13 protein-coding genes are annotated in these 19,566 nt (G+C 64.4%); 9 read left to right on the forward strand and 4 right to left on the reverse strand.

Features of this window, described 5'->3' with window-relative positions; genetic code table 11:
• The 9 genes from xdhB to AC56KZ_RS15460 all read left to right on the forward strand — a co-directional run bounded on the left by xdhB (nt 1) and on the right by AC56KZ_RS15460 (nt 14,746).
• Nucleotides 1-2,340, forward strand: coding sequence for a xanthine dehydrogenase molybdopterin binding subunit (gene xdhB / locus AC56KZ_RS15420; protein ID WP_497163058.1), 2,340 nt, complete (start codon nt 1-3; stop codon nt 2,338-2,340).
• Entirely contained in the window at nt 2,340-3,344 is a 1,005-nt protein-coding gene (gene xdhC / locus AC56KZ_RS15425; protein WP_497163059.1) for a xanthine dehydrogenase accessory protein XdhC, read from the forward strand. Before xdhB ends, xdhC begins: the two co-directional genes overlap by 1 nt.
• Nucleotides 3,344-4,654 (forward strand): guanine deaminase, encoded by a 1,311-nt coding sequence (guaD, locus tag AC56KZ_RS15430; protein ID WP_497163060.1) that lies wholly within the window; start codon nt 3,344-3,346, stop codon nt 4,652-4,654. The genes xdhC and guaD overlap by 1 nt, the downstream gene beginning before the upstream one ends.
• A 193-nt stretch (nt 4,655-4,847) precedes the next feature.
• Nucleotides 4,848-6,392, forward strand: coding sequence for an adenosine deaminase (locus AC56KZ_RS15435; protein WP_497163061.1), 1,545 nt, complete (start codon nt 4,848-4,850; stop codon nt 6,390-6,392).
• A gap of 393 nt (nt 6,393-6,785) precedes the next feature.
• Nucleotides 6,786-10,202: a TonB-dependent receptor gene (locus AC56KZ_RS15440; protein ID WP_497163062.1), complete on the forward strand. Its 3,417-nt coding sequence runs from the start codon at nt 6,786-6,788 to the stop codon at nt 10,200-10,202.
• A gap of 136 nt (nt 10,203-10,338) precedes the next feature.
• Nucleotides 10,339-12,036 carry a bifunctional metallophosphatase/5'-nucleotidase gene (locus AC56KZ_RS15445; protein ID WP_497163063.1) on the forward strand — a complete coding sequence of 566 codons (1,698 nt, stop codon included), beginning with the start codon at nt 10,339-10,341 and terminating at the stop codon, nt 12,034-12,036.
• Nucleotides 12,037-12,059: 23 nt separating this feature from the next.
• Complete coding sequence (locus AC56KZ_RS15450; protein ID WP_497163064.1) at nt 12,060-13,112, forward strand: S1/P1 nuclease; 1,053 nt, start codon at nt 12,060-12,062, stop codon at nt 13,110-13,112.
• Between the two features lie 28 nt (nt 13,113-13,140).
• On the forward strand, nt 13,141-13,785 hold the full coding sequence (locus AC56KZ_RS15455) for a DsbA family oxidoreductase (RefSeq protein WP_497163065.1): 645 nt from the start codon (nt 13,141-13,143) through the stop codon (nt 13,783-13,785).
• 118 nt (nt 13,786-13,903) lie between these two features.
• Entirely contained in the window at nt 13,904-14,746 is an 843-nt protein-coding gene (locus AC56KZ_RS15460; RefSeq protein WP_497163066.1) for a MipA/OmpV family protein, read from the forward strand.
• A 46-nt stretch (nt 14,747-14,792) separates the two neighbouring features.
• Here AC56KZ_RS15460 and AC56KZ_RS15465 read toward each other — a convergent pair whose 3' ends face one another.
• From AC56KZ_RS15465 to AC56KZ_RS15480, 4 genes are all read right to left on the reverse strand, one after another.
• Nucleotides 14,793-15,755: an ABC transporter permease gene (locus tag AC56KZ_RS15465; protein ID WP_497163067.1), complete on the reverse strand. Its 963-nt coding sequence runs from the start codon at nt 15,753-15,755 to the stop codon at nt 14,793-14,795.
• Nucleotides 15,756-15,758: 3 nt separating this feature from the next.
• On the reverse strand, nt 15,759-16,844 hold the full coding sequence (locus AC56KZ_RS15470) for an ABC transporter permease (RefSeq protein WP_497163068.1): 1,086 nt from the start codon (nt 16,842-16,844) through the stop codon (nt 15,759-15,761).
• Between the two features lie 5 nt (nt 16,845-16,849).
• Nucleotides 16,850-18,379 carry an ABC transporter ATP-binding protein gene (locus AC56KZ_RS15475; protein WP_497163069.1) on the reverse strand — a complete coding sequence of 510 codons (1,530 nt, stop codon included), beginning with the start codon at nt 18,377-18,379 and terminating at the stop codon, nt 16,850-16,852.
• Between the two features lie 99 nt (nt 18,380-18,478).
• The gene (locus AC56KZ_RS15480; RefSeq protein WP_497163070.1) at nt 18,479-19,474 is read right to left on the reverse strand and encodes a BMP family lipoprotein; all 996 of its coding nucleotides are present in this window, start codon (nt 19,472-19,474) and stop codon (nt 18,479-18,481) included.
• Nucleotides 19,475-19,566: the final 92 nt, after the last annotated feature.

The following is a 19,566-nucleotide window of genomic DNA, read 5'->3' on the forward strand; positions in this document are numbered from 1 at the left end:
ATGAACGACGCAGGCGCACCAGCGATCAAGGCGGCGGCGTGGAGCGCGGTCGGCCGCGCCCGGCCGCACGAATCGGCCACCTTGCACGTGCTCGGCCAGGCGACGTACACCGACGACATCGCGGAAGTGGCCGGTACGCTGCATGCGGCGCTGGGCTTGTCCAGCAAGGCGCACGCCAACATCGTGTCGCTCGACCTGGCGCAGGTACGCGCCGCGCGCGGCGTGGTCGCGGTGCTCACCGTGGGCGACATCCCCGGCACCAACGACTGCGGCCCGATCATCCACGACGACCCGATCCTGGCCGATGGGCTGGTCCAGTATGTCGGCCAGCCGATCTTCATCGTGGTCGCCGATACCCACGACAATGCGCGCCGCGCCGCGCGCCTGGCGCACGTCGAGTATGCCGAGCTGCCGGCCATCCTGACGCCCCAGGAGGCGCACGCCGCCAAGTCCTATGTCGTGCCGCCGATGCGCCTGGCGCGCGGCGACGCCGCCACCGCCTTCGCGAACGCGCCGCGCAAGGTGGCGGGCAAGCTGTTCGTGGGCGGCCAGGAGCAGTTTTACCTGGAAGGCCAGATCGCCTACGCCATTCCCGGCGAGGACAAGGGCATGCTGGTGCAGTGCTCGACCCAGCACCCGAGCGAGATGCAGCACGTGGTTGCGCATGCACTCGGCCTGCATTCGCACCATATCGTGGTCGAGTGCCGGCGCATGGGCGGCGGCTTCGGCGGCAAGGAATCGCAGTCGGCCTTGTGGGCCGCTGCCGCCGCCATCGCCGCAAGCAAGCTCAAGCGCCCTGTAAAACTGCGCGCCGACCGCGACGACGACATGCTCGTCACCGGCAAACGCCACTGCTTCTATTATGAATACGAAGTCGGCTACGACGACATGGGCCGCATCCTGGCCGCGAAGGTCGACATGGTCTCGCGCGCCGGCTATTCGGCCGACCTGTCCGGCCCGGTCGCCACGCGCGCGGTCTGCCACTACGACAATGCTTATTATTTGAGCGACGTCGACATCCGCGCCGCCTGCGGCAAGACGAACACGCAGTCGAATACGGCCTTCCGCGGCTTCGGCGGCCCGCAAGGGGCGATTGCGATCGAATACGTATTGGACGAGATCGCGCGCGATTTGCAAGTCGATGCACTCGACATCCGCAAGCGTAATTTCTACGGCACGCTTGAGCGCAACGTCACGCCCTATGGCCAGGCGGTGGTCGACAACGTCATCCACGAGCTGGTGGACGAGCTGGAAACGTCGAGCGACTACCGCGCGCGGCGCAAGGCCATCGACGCCTTCAACGCCAACAGCCCGGTCCTGAAAAAAGGCCTGGCGCTGACGCCCGTGAAATTCGGCATCGCCTTCAACGTCACCCACCTGAACCAGGCCGGCGCGCTGGTGCACGTGTATGTGGACGGCTCGATCATGGTGAATCACGGCGGCACCGAGATGGGGCAGGGCATCAACACCAAGGTGATGCAGGTCGTCGCCCACGAACTGGGCGTGGACATGGACCACGTGCGGGCCACCGCCACGAATACCAGCAAGGTCTCGAATACCTCAGCCACGGCCGCCTCCACCGGCGCCGACCTGAACGGCAAGGCGGCGCAGGACGCGGCGCGCCAGATCCGCGAGCGCCTGGCCGCCTTCGCCGCCGCGCAATATGGCGGCGCGGCTGACGAAGTGCGCTTTGCCGCCGATACCGTCTTCGTGAACGGCATGGAAGTACCGTTCCCGCAGCTGGTGCAAAAGGCTTACCTGGCGCGCGTGCAGCTCTGGTCCGACGGTTTTTATGCCACCCCCGGCCTGTCCTGGGACGCGAAAACCATGAACGGCCGTCCCTTTTCCTACTTTGCCTATGGCGCGGCCGTGGCCGAAGTCGTGGTCGATATTTTGACGGGCGAATGGAAGCTCTTGCGGGCCGATGCGCTCTACGACGCCGGCAATTCCCTGAACCCGGCGATCGACATCGGCCAGGTCGAAGGCGCTTTTATCCAGGGCATGGGCTGGCTGACGACCGAGGAATTGTGGTGGAACCCGGGCGGCAAGCTGATGACCCACGCCCCCTCGACTTATAAAATCCCCGGCGTTTCGGACTGTCCGCGCGATTTCCGCGTGCGCCTGTTCGAGAATCGCAATGTCGAAGACAGCATCCACCGCTCCAAGGCCGTGGGCGAGCCGCCGCTGCTGCTGCCGTTCTCGGTATTCTTCGCGATCCGCGACGCGGTCTCCGCCGTGGGTGGGCACCGGGTCAATCCGCCCCTGAACGCGCCGGCGACGAGCGAGGAAATCCTGGGCGCCGTCGCCGCCGTCGAATCCGCAGTCGAACAGCGCGCGTGATGGACGACTGGATCACCGCTGCGCTGCATGCGCCGGCCGTGCTGGTGACAGTCGCCATCGTCGAAGGTTCGGTGCCGCGCGAGCCGGGCGCTAAGATGCTCGTCACGCAAGGCGGCTTTGCCGGGACGATCGGCGGCGGGCACCTGGAGCACCGGGCGATCGCACTGGCGCGCACGATGCTCGACGAGGGGGGAGCGCCGCGGCTGGAACGGTTTGCGCTGGGGCCGAGCCTGGGGCAGTGTTGCGGCGGGATTGCGCATCTGGCATTCGAGCCCGTGGATCGCAAGCAGATGGCGCTGCTCGATACGCGGCGCGACCTCGACACGGTGCGGGTGATTGGATTGGGCGGCGGCTGGGCGCTGTTCGACACCGCCGGCGGCCAAATCGCGGGTGGCGCTGTGCCGGCTTTCGACCGCACGCTCGGCACCCACGTGATGCACGACGATGCCGGCCGCCGCTGGCTGGTCGATCCTGTCCTCGCCCCGCGCGCCCACCTGATGCTGTTCGGCGCCGGCCATGTCGGCGCGGCCATCGTGCGTGCGCTGGCCGAGTTGCCGTGCCGCGTCACCTGGGTCGACGAGCGCGACGACATGTTCCCCCCAACAGTGCCGGCGAACGTCACGGTCGAAGCCACCGACACGCCCGAGGCGATCGTCGCTGCTGCCGCGCCCGGCACGACCTTCCTCGTCATGACCCACAGCCACGCACTTGACCTGGCCCTGTCGATTGCGATACTGTCGCGACCCGCGGCAGTAGCAGCAACGGCGGACTGGTTCGGCCTGATCGGTTCAAGCACCAAGCGCCGCCAGTTCGAGCACCGCCTGCGCGAACGCGGCATCGACGCTGCCCGCATCGACGCCATGGTCTGCCCGATCGGCCTGCCCGGCATTGCCGGCAAGGCCCCGGCGGTCATCGCCGTCTCGGTCGCCGCACAACTCCTGACCGTCTGGGAGGCGCTTGCAAGCGCCGCCAGCTCCTACCCCGTTTCTTCGGAATCCAACTGATGTCCAGCGCACCACCTACCCTGCAAGCCTATCGTGCCAGCTTGCTGCATTTCCACGCCGACCCCGCCTTTTCCGACGATGCCCATGCCTGGTTCGAAGACGGCCTGCTCGTCATCGAAGATGGCCGCGTCAAGGCCGCCGGCGACTACGCGCAGCTCGCCGCCACGCTGCCGCCCGGCGTCGAGCCGGTCGATTACCGCGGCCGCATCATCACGCCCGGCTTCATCGACACCCACGTGCATTATCCGCAGACCGACATGATCGCTTCGCCGGCTCCGGGTTTGCTGCCCTGGCTGGAGACCTACACCTTCCCGACCGAGCGCCAGTTCGGCGACCCGGCGCATGCGCGCGCGACGGCCGAGTTCTTTCTGGATGAGCTGACCCGCTGCGGCACCACCACGGCCGTCGTCTACTGCACCGTGCACCGCGCATCGGTGGACGCCTTTTTCGAGGCGAGCGAAGCGCGCAACCTGCGCATGGTGGCCGGCAAGGTGCTGATGGACCGCAACTGCCCGGACTTCCTGCGTGACCCCGAAGGGGAGCTGGGCGAGAGCGAAGCGCTGATCAACAAGTGGCACAAGCATGCACGTTCGCTGTACGCGCTGACCCCGCGCTTCGCGCCGACGTCCTCCGAAGCGCAACTGGGCGCGCTGGCGGAACTGGCCAAAGCCTACCCGGACGTCTTCATCCAGACCCACGTGTCGGAAAACCAGGACGAAGTGCGCTGGGTGCGCGAGCTCTACCCGAAGGCGCGCAGCTATCTCGACGTGTATGACGGCTACGGCCTGCTGCGCCCGCGCGCGATCTTCGGCCACTGCATCTGGCTCGACGATGAGGACTTTGCGCGCATGGCGGCCACCGGCGCCGCCTGTGCATGCTGCCCGACCTCGAACCTGTTCCTGGGGAGCGGCCTGTTCGACTTCGCAAAAGCCGACGCCGCCGGGGCGCAGGTCGCCTTCGGCACCGACGTCGGCGCCGGCACCTCGTTCTCGATGCTGCAGACGATGAACGAAGCCTACAAAGTAGCGCGTTTGAAGGGGAACTACCTGCCGGCGCTGCGCATGTTTTACCTGGCCACGCTCGGCGCGGCGCGCGCGATGGACCTGGAAGGCACGATCGGCAGTTTCGCGGTCGGCGCCGAAGCGGACTTCATCGTCCTCGATCCGAAGGCGACTCCGCTGCTGGAGCGCCGCAGCCGGCACTGCGATTCGCTGGAGGAGCAGTTGTTTGCGCTGGCGCTGCTGGGGGATGACCGGGTGGTGCGCGCGACCTACGCGGCGGGTGTGAAGGTGCACGAGCGGACGGAGTAATACCTGGGCTGTCATCGGCACCTCGAACAGCGTGGACTCGGGAGTCCACCCTACGAAAGACGCCATCACCTCGTAGGGTGGACTCCCGAGTCCACGCGCAAGCCTGCACCGTGTTGGCACCACATTGCCAAGCATTCCCGAACCCGTTAGAGTTGCGCGGTCGCGCCCGCCAACCCATTACGAAAGACCCGTCATGCAGAACACCACCGGCTCCAGCCTACTGATCGCGCTGGCCCTGGCCTCCGCGCCGGCCATGGCAAAAGAACCCGCCACCGCCACCCGCCACGCCAACGAAGCGGCCACCGCGCGCCACTACGCCGCCCTGATCGCCGGCGAGCAGCCGAAGCTGGCCGAGCTGACGATGTTCTTCACGCAGATGCCCAAGGGCGGCGACCTGCACCACCATTATTCGGGGTCGATCTACGTCGAGCAGTATCTCGACTTCCTCGACAAGCAGGGCCTGTGCGTGAACAAGGGGACCTACCGCATCGAGACCAACAAGGACGTCATCGCTGCGGAACGCGCCAAGCCGGCCAAGGAGCGCAACTGCCTGTCGAGCGCCGAAGTCTATGCCGACGACCACACCTGGCGCGAGCTGGCGCAGCGCTGGTCGAACAAGGATTTCAACAACCACGGCGCCATTCAGCCGCCGCCGGACCGCCTGTTCTTCCAGACCTTCGGCTACTTCGGCCCGGTCTCGAACGCGAACTTCGCCGAAGGCCTGCAGGAACTGAAAAAGCGCGCGATCGCCGAGAACGTGGGCTATATCGAGACCATGTTCAAGATGGCGCCGGCAGTGGCCAACCCGGAATTCGACGCCCGCGCCTGGCAGCTGGCCGGTGACGACGCGGCCCTCCAGATCGAGATGCGCAAGTCGATGGAGGCGCTCGAGCGCGATCCGGCGTTCGCCAAATCGATCGCCGATTTCGTCGCGAAGATCGAGGACGCGGCGCAAGGCATCGACGACGAACGCTTCACGATGCGTTACCAGACCTATGTGCTGCGCCTCCTGAATCCGTCGCAGGTGTTCTCCTCGATGCTGGCCGCCTTCAAATCGGCGTCCACGGGCGGCAAGGTGGTCGGCGTGAACATCGTCGGCCAGGAGAGCACGCATGTGTCGATGCGCGACTACGCGCTGCACATGAAGATGTTCGGCTTCCTGAAGTCGATGTATCCGAAGGTGAAAGTGGCGATGCACGCCGGCGAACTGGCGATGGGCGACGTGCCGCCGGAAGGCCTGAAGTTCCACATCGACCAGGCCCTGAATGTGGCGCGCGCCGACCGCATCGGCCATGGCATCGACCTGGCGCACGAGGCGAATGCGATCGGGATCCTGCAAAAAATGCGGGCGGACGATATTCCGGTCGAGATCAACCTGACCTCGAACGCCTTCATCAGCGGCATCGAAGGGGCGAATCATCCGGTCACGCTGTACCGCAAGTATGGCGTGCCCTACGTGATCTCGACCGACGACGCCGGCGTGACGCGCCACACGCTGTCGCAGGAGTACGTGCTGTTCGCCAGCCGCTACAAGCCGGACTATGCGGAAATGAAGAAGACCTCGTACAACAGCGTGCGTTACGCCTTTTTGCCCGCGCCCGAGAAAGCGCGCCTGACGCGCCAGCTCGACACCCGCTTTGCCGCTTTCGAGGCCGGGATGGCGAAGCTGACACGCGGTGTCGCTGCAGCGTCATGCGGCGCATCAAAACAGTGCAAACGAAAGTTGGCGCCGAATTAACTTATGTAGTGGAATCACCACAAAATAGTGGCCGCATCCCGAGGATTGCCGAAAATATTTAGCAAAATATTTCAGTCAAGAATGCACCCTTTATAATCCCGGCTTGTGCTTGCGCTCAGGGACTCCCCCGCACCGCGCGCCGGATGCTGGCATCCGGGTCGATTCAGAGGATAGCGCTCTGAATAGCGAACTAAAAACATATTTGTCTCGTATGGGGCGCTCATGCATATTTGGCGGTGTTGCCAAATATGCTTGAAAATTTTTCAAGGCAGCTGGTAATGGGGATGACATATTTCCCCCCTACAATCGCCTGTTCAGGGTTGCAGTACTTGTAAAGAGGGGCGTCTTTCGGGGCGCCCAAATAACTATTAAGTCTATTTTGGGGTTTCAATAATGATCACTCAACAACAGATCCGGCTGACCAAGCTGGCGCTGGCTTTGTCGATTGCGCTGGCAGCAGCGCCGACCTTCGCACAGAACACCACCTCGGCCATCGGCGGCCGGGTTTCGGGTGCCGATGGCGCGCCGACAGCTGGCGCCCAGGTGTCGATCCTGCACACCGAGTCCGGATCTGTCAGCAACGTGACTACCGATGCGGAAGGCCGTTACGTCGCACGCGGCCTGCGCGTGGGTGGTCCGTACACGATCGTGATCACCAAGAACGGTATCTCGGAAAAGCGCGAGAACGTGTTCGTCGAGCTGGCGCAAACCGCCGCCGTCGACGCGACCCTCGGCCAGCAGATGCAGACCGTGTCGGTGACCGGCAGCCGCGCCCGCAACGAGATTTTCTCGACCAGCGCCATGGGTTCGGTGACCACGCTGACCCGCGCTGACCTGGAAACCCAGGCATCGATCAACCGCAACCTGCAGGACTTCGCACGCCTCGACCCGCGCGTCTCGCAGACGGACAAAGAGCGCGGCGAAATGTCGGTGGCCGGCCAGAACTCGCGCTACAACTCGCTGACCATCGACGGCGTCGCGATCAACGACACCTTCGGCCTCGAAGCCAACGGCAGCCCGACCGCCCGTCAGCCGATCTCGATGGAAGCCATCGCTTCGGTCCAGGTCAACGTGGCCAACTATGACGTCACCCAGCGCGGCTACACCGGCGCCAACGTCAACGCCGTCACCAAGTCGGGTACCAACGTGTACCACGGCGGCGCCTACTACATCACCCGCGACGACAGGCTGGTCGGCGACCGCTTCAATGCGACCACCGGCGATTACACCGAAGCGCCGCCGTTCAAGGACAACACCAAGGGCCTGTGGGTCAGTGGTCCAATGATCCAGGACAAGCTGTTCTTCTTCGCCCTGGCTGAAAAATACGAAAGCACCCGCAGCGGCCCGGAATTCGGCGCCATCGGCTCGGGCACCGGCACCACCGTCGGCATCAGCCCGACCCAGATCGCCGCCATCCAGCAGATCGCCCAGAACCGCTACGGCTTCGACATCGGCAATACCTCGATCCCTGCCGGTACCAAGATGAAGACCGACGAGATCACGTTCAAGGTCGACTGGAACATCAACGACGACCACCGCGCCAGCTTCCGCTACTCGAAGACCGAGCAGAACGAGCCGATCTTCCCAGGCTTCTCGCAGACCGGCGTGTCGCTGAGCTCGCAGTTCTACAACCAGGACAAGCGCATCGAGACCGCTGTCGCCCAGGTGTTCTCGGACTGGACCGAGAACTTCTCGACCGAATTCCGCGCTTCGACCCGTGACTACGATTCGGTGCCGATCAACAACGCGCGCCTGCCGACGATGTCGTTCTCGTTTGCAGGCCCGTTGCCGTCGGATGCACCGGCCGGTACCCGCACCGGTACCCGTTTCCTGAACACCGGTACCGAAAACAGCCGTCATAACAACGTGCTGGGCACCAAGACCCTGGACCTGTACGCTGGCGCCAACTACAAGTGGGGCGACCACGAATTCAAGCTCGGCGCCGACTACACCGATAACGAGGTGTACAACGCGTTCCTGCAGAACGTCTACGGCAACTACACCTTCCAGTGCGATAACAACTTCACGTACACCTTCGGTACGATCAATTGCGCCGGCGCGACCACGACCGCAGCGCAGATCAATGCCGCGATCTACGAGAACTTCTCGCGCGGCCGTCCGTCGTCGTACACCGTGCAGCTGCCAGTGCCTGGCGGTTCGCTGAGCAATGCAATTGCCCAGTTCACGATGAAGAACACCGGTTTCTTCCTGCAGGATAACTGGAACGTCAACAAGAACCTGACCATCAGCGCCGGCGTGCGTGTGGACATGACCGACGTCGGCGGCCGTCCACTGCAGAACAACGCAGTGGCCGCAGCAACCATCGCCGGCACCGGCCAGTTCGGCCGTCAGACCGGCGGCTACGGCGTCGACAATACCGAGACCTTCGACGGCGACAAGCTGTGGCAGCCACGCGTCGGCTTCAACTACAAGTTCGACACGGCGCGTCCAATGCAGCTGCGCGGCGGTTTCGGCCTGTTCCAGGGCGCCGCGGCAACCGTCTGGATGTCGAATCCGTTCTCGAACCCGGGCGTCGCTACCCGCATCATCACCTGCTCGGGCTCGGGCGCAACCCGCTGCCCGATCACGGACGGCACCTTCACGCCGGATGTGAATGCACAGCGCACCGTGACCGGCGCCACGCCGGCCGCGAACGTCGACGTGCTGTCGCCTGACCTGAAGCAGCCGGCAATCTGGAAAGCCAACCTGGCCTTCGAGCACGAGCTGCCATGGTATGGCCTGGTGTTCGGCGCCGAGTTCCTGGCAACCCAGAACAAGAACGCGATCTTCTACCAGAACCTGAACATCGGCGCGCCAACCGCCACCGGTAAAGATGGCCGTGAGCTGTACTACAACGCCAACGGCCTGAGCGCTGCCTGCTACGGCTTCAGCAACAATACCGTGTCGACCCCGACCAACTGCCAGAACACCAACCGCGCCCGTTCGAACCTGAGCTACGCCAACGTGCTGCTGGCCAAGGGCACCGACAAGGGCGACGCCCAGCTGGTGACCGTGTCCCTGACGAGCCCGACCCGCCAGGGCTTCGGCTGGTCGGTGGCCTACACCCACACCAACGCGACGGAAGTCTCGCCGCTGACCTCGTCGACCTCGAACTCGAACTGGTCGGGCCGTTCGGTCTTCAACCCGAACGAAGAAGTCGCCGCCAACTCGTCCTACCTGGTGCGTGACCGCGTGAATGCCCGCCTGTCGTGGGAAAAGCGCTTCTTCGGCAACTTCCGCACCCGTCTCGGCGTGTTCTATGAAGGCCGTGAAGGCAAGCCATTCAGCTGGACGGTCAACAATGACCTGAACGGCGATGGCCTGCTCGGCAACGACCTGATGTACATCCCGTCGGCCGAAGGTTCGGGCGAAGTCGCGTTCTTCGGCGCCGATGCCGCAGCCCGCGCTGCCAACGAGCGTCGCTTCTTTGACGTCGTCAACGCCAACAAGGCCCTGCGCAATGCAAAGGGCGGCGTGATCGAGCGTAACAGCGACTTCTCGCCATGGACCAACAGCTTCGACGTGAAAGTCACCCAGGAAATCCCGGGCTTCTCCGCCAAGCACAAAGCCAGCTTCTCGCTCGACATCCTGAACTTCGGCAACCTGCTGAACAAGAAGTGGGGCCGTATCGAAGAAGTGGGCTTCCAGTCCGCCGGCGCGCAGGCACGCAGCTTCGTCGACTACGTCGGCCTCGATGCCCAGGGTCGTTATACCTACGCCGTGCGTGACACGGTGGAAGACCTGAACGTGCGTCAAGCCCGCGGCGAGTCGCAGTGGGCCGTCCAGGCCAGCCTCAAGTATGAGTTCTAATACTTGATCGCCTGCTTGTAAGGTAAAGAACGGCCGGTGGCAACACCGGCCGTTTTTTTATGTGAGGTAAGAGCGCCCGTGTAATAATTCTGTTTGCCCATGGGGCCGCGTTCCGAATTTTTAGTAAAGGTAAGTCATGACCGTTTTCCCGCGCGCGTGCGCCCGTCTTTCTCTTCTGGCGCTGGCCCTGGCCACGGCCGGCTGCGCCACCGCACCGCGCGGTCCGGTCACTATCAATCTCGTTGCAATCAATGACTTCCACGGCAACCTCGAGCCGAGCAAATACACCTATACCAGCGCCGCCGGCAAGACCGAAACCCTGCGCGCAGGCGGCATCGAAACGCTCAGCGGCGCGCTGGCGCAGTGGCGCAAGGAAGACAAGGACCTGCTGTTCATCGGCGCCGGCGACCTGATCGGCGCCAGCCCGGCGCTGTCGTCGATGTGGGCCGACGAGCCGGCCATCGAAGCGATGAACCTGATCGGACTGCGCCTGTCTTCGGTCGGTAACCATGAATTCGATGCCGGCAGCAAGGAATTGCTGCGCCAGCAGGCCGGGGGCTGCGATTCGCCGCGTCCCGCAAAAGCCTGCAAGCTGATGCCCGGCTATGCCGGCGCGCGCTTTACTTACCTGGCCGCGAATGTGCTCGACAAGGCGACCGGCAAGCCCTTCATGCCCGCTTACCGCATCGAAAACGTCAAGGGCGTGAAGGTCGGCGTGGTCGGCGCGGTGCTCGAGGGCACGGCATCGGTGGCGGTGGCGTCGGCGATCGCCGGCCTCTCGTTCATCGACGAGGCCGAAGCCATCAACCGCGAGTTGCCGCGCATGCGCGCCGAGGGCGCCAAGGTGTTCGTCGCCCTGATCCACGAAGGCGGCCGCACCGACGAGGCGCCCGACCAGCCGGCCTGCAGCAACCTGAAGGGCGGCATCGTCGACATCGTCAAGAAGCTCGACCCGGCGTTCCGCTTAGTTATCACTGGCCACTCGCACCAGGGTTACCTGTGCAAGGTCGATGGCCGCGTCGTGACCCAGGCCGACGCCGCCGGCCACCTGCTGTCACGCATCTCGATGCAGGTGGACCCAGGCAGCGGCGCCGTCGCCGACATCCAGGTGCGTAACGTGGTGATGAACCCGGAACTGTTCCCGGCCGACCCAAAAGTCACCGCTTTTCTCTCCGGCGTGAAAGAGCGCAGCCGCGCCTTGCTGGCGCGTCCGCTGGGCAAGCTGGGCGCGGCCAGCGTGGCGCGCAAGGCGAGCGAGGCCGGCGAGTCGCCACTTGGCAACCTGATTGCCGACGCCGTGCTGGAAGCCACCCGCAGCCAGGGCGCCCAGATCGGTTTCATGAACAACGGCGGCATCCGCAAGGACCTGGAAACGTCCGACACGGCGCTGACGACGAATTTCGGCCATGCCCAGGCCGTGCTGCCTTTCGGGAACTGGATGGTCTTGATGGACATGACCGGCGCCCAGCTGATACGCCTGCTCGAGCAGCAGTGGCAGCGCCCGGGATCGTCCAGCGCCAACATCCTGCAAGTGTCGCAAGGCCTGTCCTACAGCTGGGACGAGAAGCGTCCAGTGGGCAGCCGCATCGTGCCGGGCAGCCTGAAGTTCATGGGTGCGCCGGTGGACGATGCCAAGACCTACCGCGTTGTGGCGAACAATTTCCTGGCCGAAGGCGGCGACCATTTCCCTGAGTTCGCCAAGGGCACGAATCGCGTCGAAACCGGGATCGTCGACCTCGACGCCCTGAGCGCTTATATTGCAAAACACCCGGGCGCCGGCGGCACGACTGCCGGCATGGCCCCAACCGTTCGCATCGACAAGGTGCGTCAATAAATCCATCGCAGTACGGAGAAATGATGAAAAAACTGGCTTGTGTCCTGGCGCTGTCGAGCGCTTTTGTATCGATGGATGCGCTCGCGTGGGGCAACGATGGTCACCGCGCCGTCGGCGCCATCGCCGATAAACTGCTCAAGGGCACCAACGCCGAGAAGCAGATCGCCGCGCTGCTGCTGCCGGGCGAGTCGCTCGAGTCGATCGCCAACTGGGCCGACTGCGTGAAGGGTACTTATTGCGGCCCGCAAACGCCGGAGATGGTCGAGTACGTGAACGGCAATCCGAAGCACAGTACTTACCATTACACCGACGTGCCCTTCCAGCTGGCGCACTACCACGACCACGGCGTCGGCACTTTTGAAGAAGACATCGTCCAGACCCTGAAGCAGGCGATTGCCGTGTTGCAGGGGAAGACGGATCCGAAGCTGAACCCGCACAAGTTCACCAAGCGCCAGGCCCTGATGATCCTGGCGCACATGACCGGCGACATCCACCAGCCGCTGCACGTGGGCGCGGCCTTTGTCAGCAAGGATGGCAAGTTCGTGGTGCCAAAGACCCATGCGGAAATCGACGAAGTGGCGATCTTCGATTCGCGCGGCGGCAACAACCTGCTGCTGGACGACCAGAAGCTCGCCGAGCTGAGCGGCAAACTGATCCCGCCGGGCGAGCCGAAGCCGGTGCGCGAAGGCGTGCCGCAGTCGCTGACCAAGCCTTTCCACTCTTACTGGGACAGCACCACGGTCGATTACGCCTTCCGCCGCATCCGCACCAAGACCCCGGGCCAGTTCGCCGACGCCGCGATCGCCGGCAAGCCGGCCATCAAGGCCAACAGCGGCGATCTCGCCACCTGGCCTTACCAGTGGGCCGACGATGCGCTGGTCGTCTCGAAAGAAGCCTACAAGGACGTGGTGCCGGGCAAACTGGTGCCGCAGACCAGTAAAAAGGGTGAGACCTATTACACCTTCACGCTCGAAGTGCCGGCCAACTACCCGGTGCCAAGCTCGCAGATCGCCAAGGAACAGTTGATCAAAGGCGGCTACAAGCTGGCCGAAGTCCTGAAGGCCATCTACGGCTAAGGACCTGCCGCGATTAGAAAGGGTTTTCATGCAAGACACCGCAAGCACTGCTGCCCGGCCGGGACGCGCCGTGATCCAGGTGTGGATCGACTTCGTCTGTCCCTATTGCCTGCTGGGGGAGAGCATCGTCGCCGAGGCGACTGCCGGCCTGGATGTCGACATCGCGTGGATGCCCTTCGAATTGCGTCCGTATCCGACGCCCACGCTGCGGCCTGAAGACGACTACCTGCCATCGGCCTGGGAAAACGGGGTCTATCCGGCTGCCCGCCGCGCGGGTGTCGACATCCGGCTGCCAAGCGTGTCGCCCCAGCCGTACAGCCGCAAGGCCTTCCTCGGACTCCAGCTCGCTGTACGGCACGGCAAGGCCGATGCGTATGTCGATGCGGTGATGCGCGCGTTTTTCCAGGACGACCGCGACATCGGGGACACCGCTGTACTGAAGGACATCCTCGACCGGCTGGGAATGCCGGCCGAGGAACTCGATGCGGTGCTGGCCTCCCGCAGCTGCAATGCAGAGCACGATGCGGCCCTTCAGTTTGCAAGGGAAGTGGGCATCCGCGCCGTTCCCTCGGTCGCCGTCGGCAGGCGCCTGTTTGCCGGGATACCGGAGGCGGGCGATTTGCGCGCCGCCATCCTGGCGCACATCGGCACGACGGCCGGCAAGGGCGCCTGAACGCCGTAGGCTGGCCGAGTCTGCGGAAACGGGCGGAATCTGCTGATGTGCTGCGGGCCGGGGCTGTGGGGGCTAGAATGCGGGTTCCGGCGCGCCGCGCCCCCATTTCAGCTACCGCATGAACAACTATCTTTCCAGCGCGGCGCTTGCCTGCCTGCTCGCCACCCCGGCGCTTGCCGCATCTGCCGTGGAGCCGGAGGGCCCGCCGAACCAGCCGCTATGGGAGCTGGGCCTGGCTGGGGGCGCCGTCAGCACGCCTTCCTATCCGGGCGCCGAAGACCGCGAAACGCGCGCCCTGGCGCTGCCGACCATCATCTACCGGGGCAAGGTCTTCCGTTCGGACCAGGGGGGCATCGGCGCGCGCCTGTTCCGCAGTGAAGTCGCTGAGCTCGATATCGGCCTGGCGGCCTCGCTGCCGGCCAGATCAGACAACGTGGCGGCGCGCGCCGGCATGCCGGATCTGGGCGGCCTGGCCGAATTCGGCCCGCGCCTGAAACTGCGCCTGGCGCAATTCGACGAGCGCCGCGGCCTGCGCGCCGACCTGCCGCTGCGCGCCGTCATTGAAATACGCAGCGGCGTGCGCCACCAGGGCTATACCTTCGAGCCGCGCCTCGTGTACGAAGAGCGTAGCGCCGACGGCAAGTGGCGCTTCGACGTCCAGGCAGCGGTCGTCGTCGGCGACGGCAAGATCAACCGCTATTTCTATGAAGTGCGCCCCGAGTTCGCCACGGCGACACGCCCTGCCTATTCGGCCGACGCGGGCCTGATCCTGGCGCGCCTGGGCCTGTCGGTCGGGCGTGTCATCAATCGCGACCTGCGAGCCTACAGCTTCCTGCGCGCCGAAAATTATGGTGTCGGCAAGAATGCCGACAGCCCTCTGCACCGGCGCAACAATGGTGTGTCGGCCGGCATAGGCCTGGCCTGGACCTGGAAGCGCTCGGCGACGCTGGCCAGCGATTGATAAAAAAAGGGCGGCCCGCAGGCCGCCCTTGTTCCTTGCGCCGCGCTTAGCGCGACTTGATGAAAGGCTTGCCGACCGCCTTCGGCGCCACCGACTTGGCCATCAGGCCGGCCAGCACGATCACCGTCACGACGTAAGGAATCATCTGGATCAGCGACCCCGGGATGCGGCCCACGAGCGGCAGGTCGACGCCTTCGAGCTGGATCTGCACGGCACCGAAGAAGCCGAACATCAGGCAGCCCAGCACCGTGTGCAGCGGGCGCCAGTTGCCGAAGACGAGGGCGGTCAGCGCCAGGTAACCGGCGCCGGCCGACATGTCCCGCAGGAAGAAGCCGCTCTGGACGATCGACAGGTAGGCGCCCGAGAACGAGCACAGCACGCCGGCCACCAGCATCGCCAGGTAGCGCGTTTTTTCGACCGAGACGCCGGCCGCATCGGCGGCATGCGGGTTTTCGCCGCAGGCACGCAGGCGCAGGCCGAAACGGCTGTGGTAGACGACCCAGTGCACGATCGGCAGCAGCGCGAAGGCCAGGTAGACCAGCGGCGAGTGGCCGCCGAGCACGCTGCCCCAGAGCCAGCCCAGCACCGGCACGCCGGCCAAGGCTTCGGTACCCGGCAGCACCACGTTGCTCAGGCGCGCCGCGCCCAGGTCCGGCGTGCGTCCGCCCTGCTGGAAGATGTACTGGGCCACGACAAAGGTCAGGCCGCTCATGGCGATGTTGATGGCGATGCCGGCGACGAGCTGGTTGCCTTTCTGGGTGATCGACACAAAGGCCTGCACCATGGCGATGGCGACCGAGGCGGCGATGCCGGCGGCGATGCCGAACCACGGGTCTTGCGTGCTGAAGCCGACGGCGGCCGAGACGAAGGCGGAGGCGAGGATTTTACCTTCCAGGCCGAGATCGACCACGCCGCTGCGTTCGGCGAACAGGCCGGCCAGCGCGGCGAACATCAGCACCGGCGCGTTGCGGATCGTCGAGACGACGATATTGGCGATATCAAAGTCCATGGCTTATCCCTTGCGCGTTGCGTTGATCAGTTTCAGGAGCGGCTTGGCGTAGAAGTTTTCCATCGCGCCGCAGAACAGGATGATCAGTCCCTGGATGAAGACGAAGGTCTCGACCGGGATGTTCGGCTTTTCCAGCGACAGGTCGAAACCGCCCTGGATCAGCGCGCCGAACAGCACCGAGGACAGGAAAATGCCGACCGGATGCTGGCGCCCCATCAGGGCGATGGCGATGCCGACGAAACCGGCGCCGGCCGGGAAGTTCAGGCTCAGGTAGTGGGTCGAGCCCATGATCGAATTGACGGCGGCCAGGCCGGCCAGCGCCCCCGAGATCAGCATGGCGACGATGATCATGCGGCTGATGCGCACGCCGGCGTAGTGGGCCGCGTGCTGGTTCAGGCCGGTGGCGCGCAGCTGGTAGCCCCAGGTTGAACGCGATACCGCGATGCCGTAGATGACGAGGGCCAGGATCGCGATCGGGAAACCGATGTTCAGCGGGGTGTCGCCGAAGACCGGGAACCAGGTGTTCAGGGTCGGCAACGCGGCCGAATCGGCGAACACGCGGCTGGCCGGATTCTGCTCGCCCTCGGGGATCAGGTATTTGACGATGATGAAGTTCATCAGGCTGGCCGCGATGAAGTTGAACATGATGGTCGTGACCACCACGTGGCTGCCGCGCTTGGCCTGCAGGTAGCCGGGCAAAAAGGCCCATAGGGCGCCGAAAATCGCGCTGCCCAGCATCGCCAGGGGGATCACAAGCCAGGGCGACATCGTCGCATCAAAAGCGAGCACCGCCAGCGTCAGGCCGAGGCCGCCGAAATACATCTGGCCTTCGGCGCCGATGTTGAACAGGCCCGCCTTCATGGCGATCGAGACAGCCAGGCCGGTGAAGATGAAGGTGCTGGCATAGAACAGCGTATAGGCCAGGCCTTCCGGATTGACGATCGCCGAATCGACCAGGATGCGCATCGATTCCGCCGGGCTTTCGCCGAGCAGGTGGATTACCAGCGCGGCGACCAGCAGCGCCGACAGCAGGTTCAGGAGCGGCAGGGCGACGCCCGTCGCCCAGCGGGGAAGTTCAGTGGTTTTCATCTGTGTCATGACTTGTGCATGCCGCCCATCAGGAGGCCGATGCGGGTAGTATCGAATTCGTCGATGTTCAGTTCGCCGGTGATGCGTCCGCCAGAGACGACCACGATGCGGTCTGCCAGCGCTCGCACTTCTTCCAATTCGGTCGACACCAGCAGGATCGCCACGCCTTCGTCGCGCAGGCGCAGCAGCTGGGTGTGGATCGATTCGATGGTGCCGATGTCGACGCCGCGCGTCGGCTGGCCGACCAGCATCAGTTTCGGCGCGGCCGACACTTCGCGCGCGATCACGACCTTTTGCTGGTTGCCGCCCGAGAGCAGGCCGATGCGCAAGTCCGGATTGTTCGGGCGCACGTCGAAGGCCTGCAGCAGGTGCGCGCAGCGCTTGGCGACCGCGTCGAAATCGAACAGGCCCCAACGGTTCTTCACGCGGTCCTGGTAGCCGAACACGGTGTTCTGCATCACCGAGAAGTCCTTGATCACGCCGTCGCGCAGGCGGTCTTCCGGCACGTGGCCGATGCCCAGTGCGCGGAAGGTGGCGGGCAGGCCGTCGGCATTCGTGCGGCGCGCGAAGGGCAGGGGCTTGCCTTCGAGTTCGACCGTACCAAGCGTCGGCAGGCGCATGCCCGACAGGATTTCCATCAGTTCGCTCTGGCCGTTGCCCGACACGCCGGCAATGGCGACGATTTCGCCGGCGCGCACCGTCAGGTCGATATCGGCCAGGAGGCGCACCTTGTTCGCGTCCTGCAGCTGCAGGTTCGTCACTTTCAGCACCGTGGCGCCGGGTTTGAAGGGCGCGCGCGGCAGGTTGCCTTCGATCGGGCGGCCGACCATCATGTTGGCCAGCTGCTCTTTCGAGGTGTCGCTGGTGCTCACCGCCCCCGAGACGCGGCCCGCGCGCAGCACCGTCACCTGGTCGGTGATGTCCATGATCTCCTGCAGCTTGTGGGTGATCAGGATGATGGTTTTGCCCTGTTCCTTGAACAGGCGCAGGATGTCGAACAGCGAGGCCGTCTCCTGGGCGGTCAATACCGCAGTCGGCTCGTCGAGGATCAGGATGTTGGCGCTGCGGTAGATCTGCTTCAGGATCTCGACGCGCTGCTGGGCGCCGACCGACAGGTCGTGGATGGTGGCCAGCGGATCGACGTCGAGACGGTAGCGCGTGCAGATTTCGCGCAAGGCCTGCTCGACTTCCTTGCGCTTGCGCGCCAGCTGGAAGCCGCCTTCGGCGCCCAGCATCACGTTATCGAGCACGGTCATGTTCTCGACCAGCATGAAGTGCTGGTGCACCATGCCGATGCCGAGATCGATGGCTTCGTGGCTGGTGCGGATGGTGCGTTCCTGGCCGTCGACCAGCAGCTGGCCGCTGTCGGCGTTGTAATAGCCGTACAGGATGCTCATCAAGGTGGATTTGCCGGCGCCGTTCTCTCCGATGACGCCGTGGATCGAGCCCTTGGCGATCGAGAAGCTGACGTCAGCGTTCGCTTGCACCGGCCCGAAAGCCTTGCTGATGTTGCGAAATTCTACGGCTGGCTGCATGGCGATCAGTAGTGAAGAATGATGAATGTAATGACTTAAAAAGCGCGCCGGACCGGAAAACCCGGTGCGGCGCGCCTCTGTGAGAATGAAAAAAGGGTCTTAGACCGGGCAGCGGCTGGCGGCGCGGTAGTCGATCACCTTGATCTTGCCGCTGATGATGTCGGCCTTGACGCCATTCACGCGCTTTTCCATTTCCGGGGTGACGACCTTGCGGTTGTCCTTGTCCAGCACCCAGTCCACGCCGCCTTCTTTCAGGCCCTTGTGGGTGACGCCGGCTTTCCAGCTACCGTTCTTGACTTGCATGAACGAGTCGTAGACGGCGAGGTCGACGCGCTTGACCATCGAAGTGAGCATCGAGCCCGGATGCAGGTAGTTCTGGTTCGAGTCGACGCCGATGGCCAGCTTGCCTTTTTCCTTGGCCATCTGGAGTGCGCCCATGCCCGAACCGCCGGCCACCGCGAACACGACGTCGGCGCCGCGGTCGAACTGCTGGCGTGCCAGCTCGCCGCCCTTGGCCGGGTCGTTCCAGGCCGCGCTGGTGGTGCCGACCATGTTCTGCATCATTTCGATCTTCGGCTGCTGCGCCTTGGCGCCCTGGCCATAGCCGCAGGCAAACGCGCGGATCAGCGGAATGTCCATGCCGCCGACGAAACCGATTTTCTTCGACTTCGAGGCCATTGCCGCGGCGACGCCGACCAGGTAGGAGCCTTCCTGTTCCTTGAACATGATCGAGTTCACGTTCGCGCCCGGCGCGATCGAGTCGATCAGCACAAACTTCACGTTCGGGAATTCCTTGGCGACCTTGGCCACGGCCTGGGTCTGCGAGAAGCCGATGGCGGCGATCATGTCGAGTTTTTTACGCGCCAGGCCGCGCATCACCTGCTCGGCTTGCGTGTCGCTATTGGCCTGGACTTCGATGTACGAAATCCTGGTTTCTTTCTTGAAGCGCTCAGCGCCTTCGAAAGCGGACTGGTTGAACGATTTGTCGAACTTGCCGCCGGCGTCATAGACGATGGCCAGTTTCGGATTCGCCGCGACTGCGCCGCCGGCGACGCACAGCGCCGCGATGGTCATGCTGAGTTGCTTGAATTTCATGAATTAGCTCCTGGAATTTCGGTATTGTACCCGGCGCAACGGCTGCGTTGGGAGGGGCGGGCTAGAGGCAAGGCTCGACACCCCAGGGGCTG

This window comes from Telluria sp. LT2P34 (assembly GCF_059685915.1).

Excerpts from the sequence above, each read along its gene's own strand:
- xdhB (WP_497163058.1), top strand. The coding sequence starts at position 1 with ATGAACGACGCAGGCGCACCAGCGATCAAGGCGGCGGCGTGGAGCGCG.
- xdhC (WP_497163059.1), top strand. The coding sequence starts at position 2,340 with ATGGACGACTGGATCACCGCTGCGCTGCATGCGCCGGCCGTGCTGGTG.
- guaD (WP_497163060.1), top strand. The coding sequence starts at position 3,344 with ATGTCCAGCGCACCACCTACCCTGCAAGCCTATCGTGCCAGCTTGCTG.
- AC56KZ_RS15435 (WP_497163061.1), top strand. The coding sequence starts at position 4,848 with ATGCAGAACACCACCGGCTCCAGCCTACTGATCGCGCTGGCCCTGGCC.
- AC56KZ_RS15440 (WP_497163062.1), top strand. The coding sequence starts at position 6,786 with ATGATCACTCAACAACAGATCCGGCTGACCAAGCTGGCGCTGGCTTTG.
- AC56KZ_RS15445 (WP_497163063.1), top strand. The coding sequence starts at position 10,339 with ATGACCGTTTTCCCGCGCGCGTGCGCCCGTCTTTCTCTTCTGGCGCTG.
- AC56KZ_RS15450 (WP_497163064.1), top strand. The coding sequence starts at position 12,060 with ATGAAAAAACTGGCTTGTGTCCTGGCGCTGTCGAGCGCTTTTGTATCG.
- AC56KZ_RS15455 (WP_497163065.1), top strand. The coding sequence starts at position 13,141 with ATGCAAGACACCGCAAGCACTGCTGCCCGGCCGGGACGCGCCGTGATC.
- AC56KZ_RS15460 (WP_497163066.1), top strand. The coding sequence starts at position 13,904 with ATGAACAACTATCTTTCCAGCGCGGCGCTTGCCTGCCTGCTCGCCACC.
- AC56KZ_RS15465 (WP_497163067.1), bottom strand. The coding sequence starts at position 15,755 with ATGGACTTTGATATCGCCAATATCGTCGTCTCGACGATCCGCAACGCG.
- AC56KZ_RS15470 (WP_497163068.1), bottom strand. The coding sequence starts at position 16,844 with ATGAAAACCACTGAACTTCCCCGCTGGGCGACGGGCGTCGCCCTGCCG.
- AC56KZ_RS15475 (WP_497163069.1), bottom strand. The coding sequence starts at position 18,379 with ATGCAGCCAGCCGTAGAATTTCGCAACATCAGCAAGGCTTTCGGGCCG.
- AC56KZ_RS15480 (WP_497163070.1), bottom strand. The coding sequence starts at position 19,474 with ATGAAATTCAAGCAACTCAGCATGACCATCGCGGCGCTGTGCGTCGCC.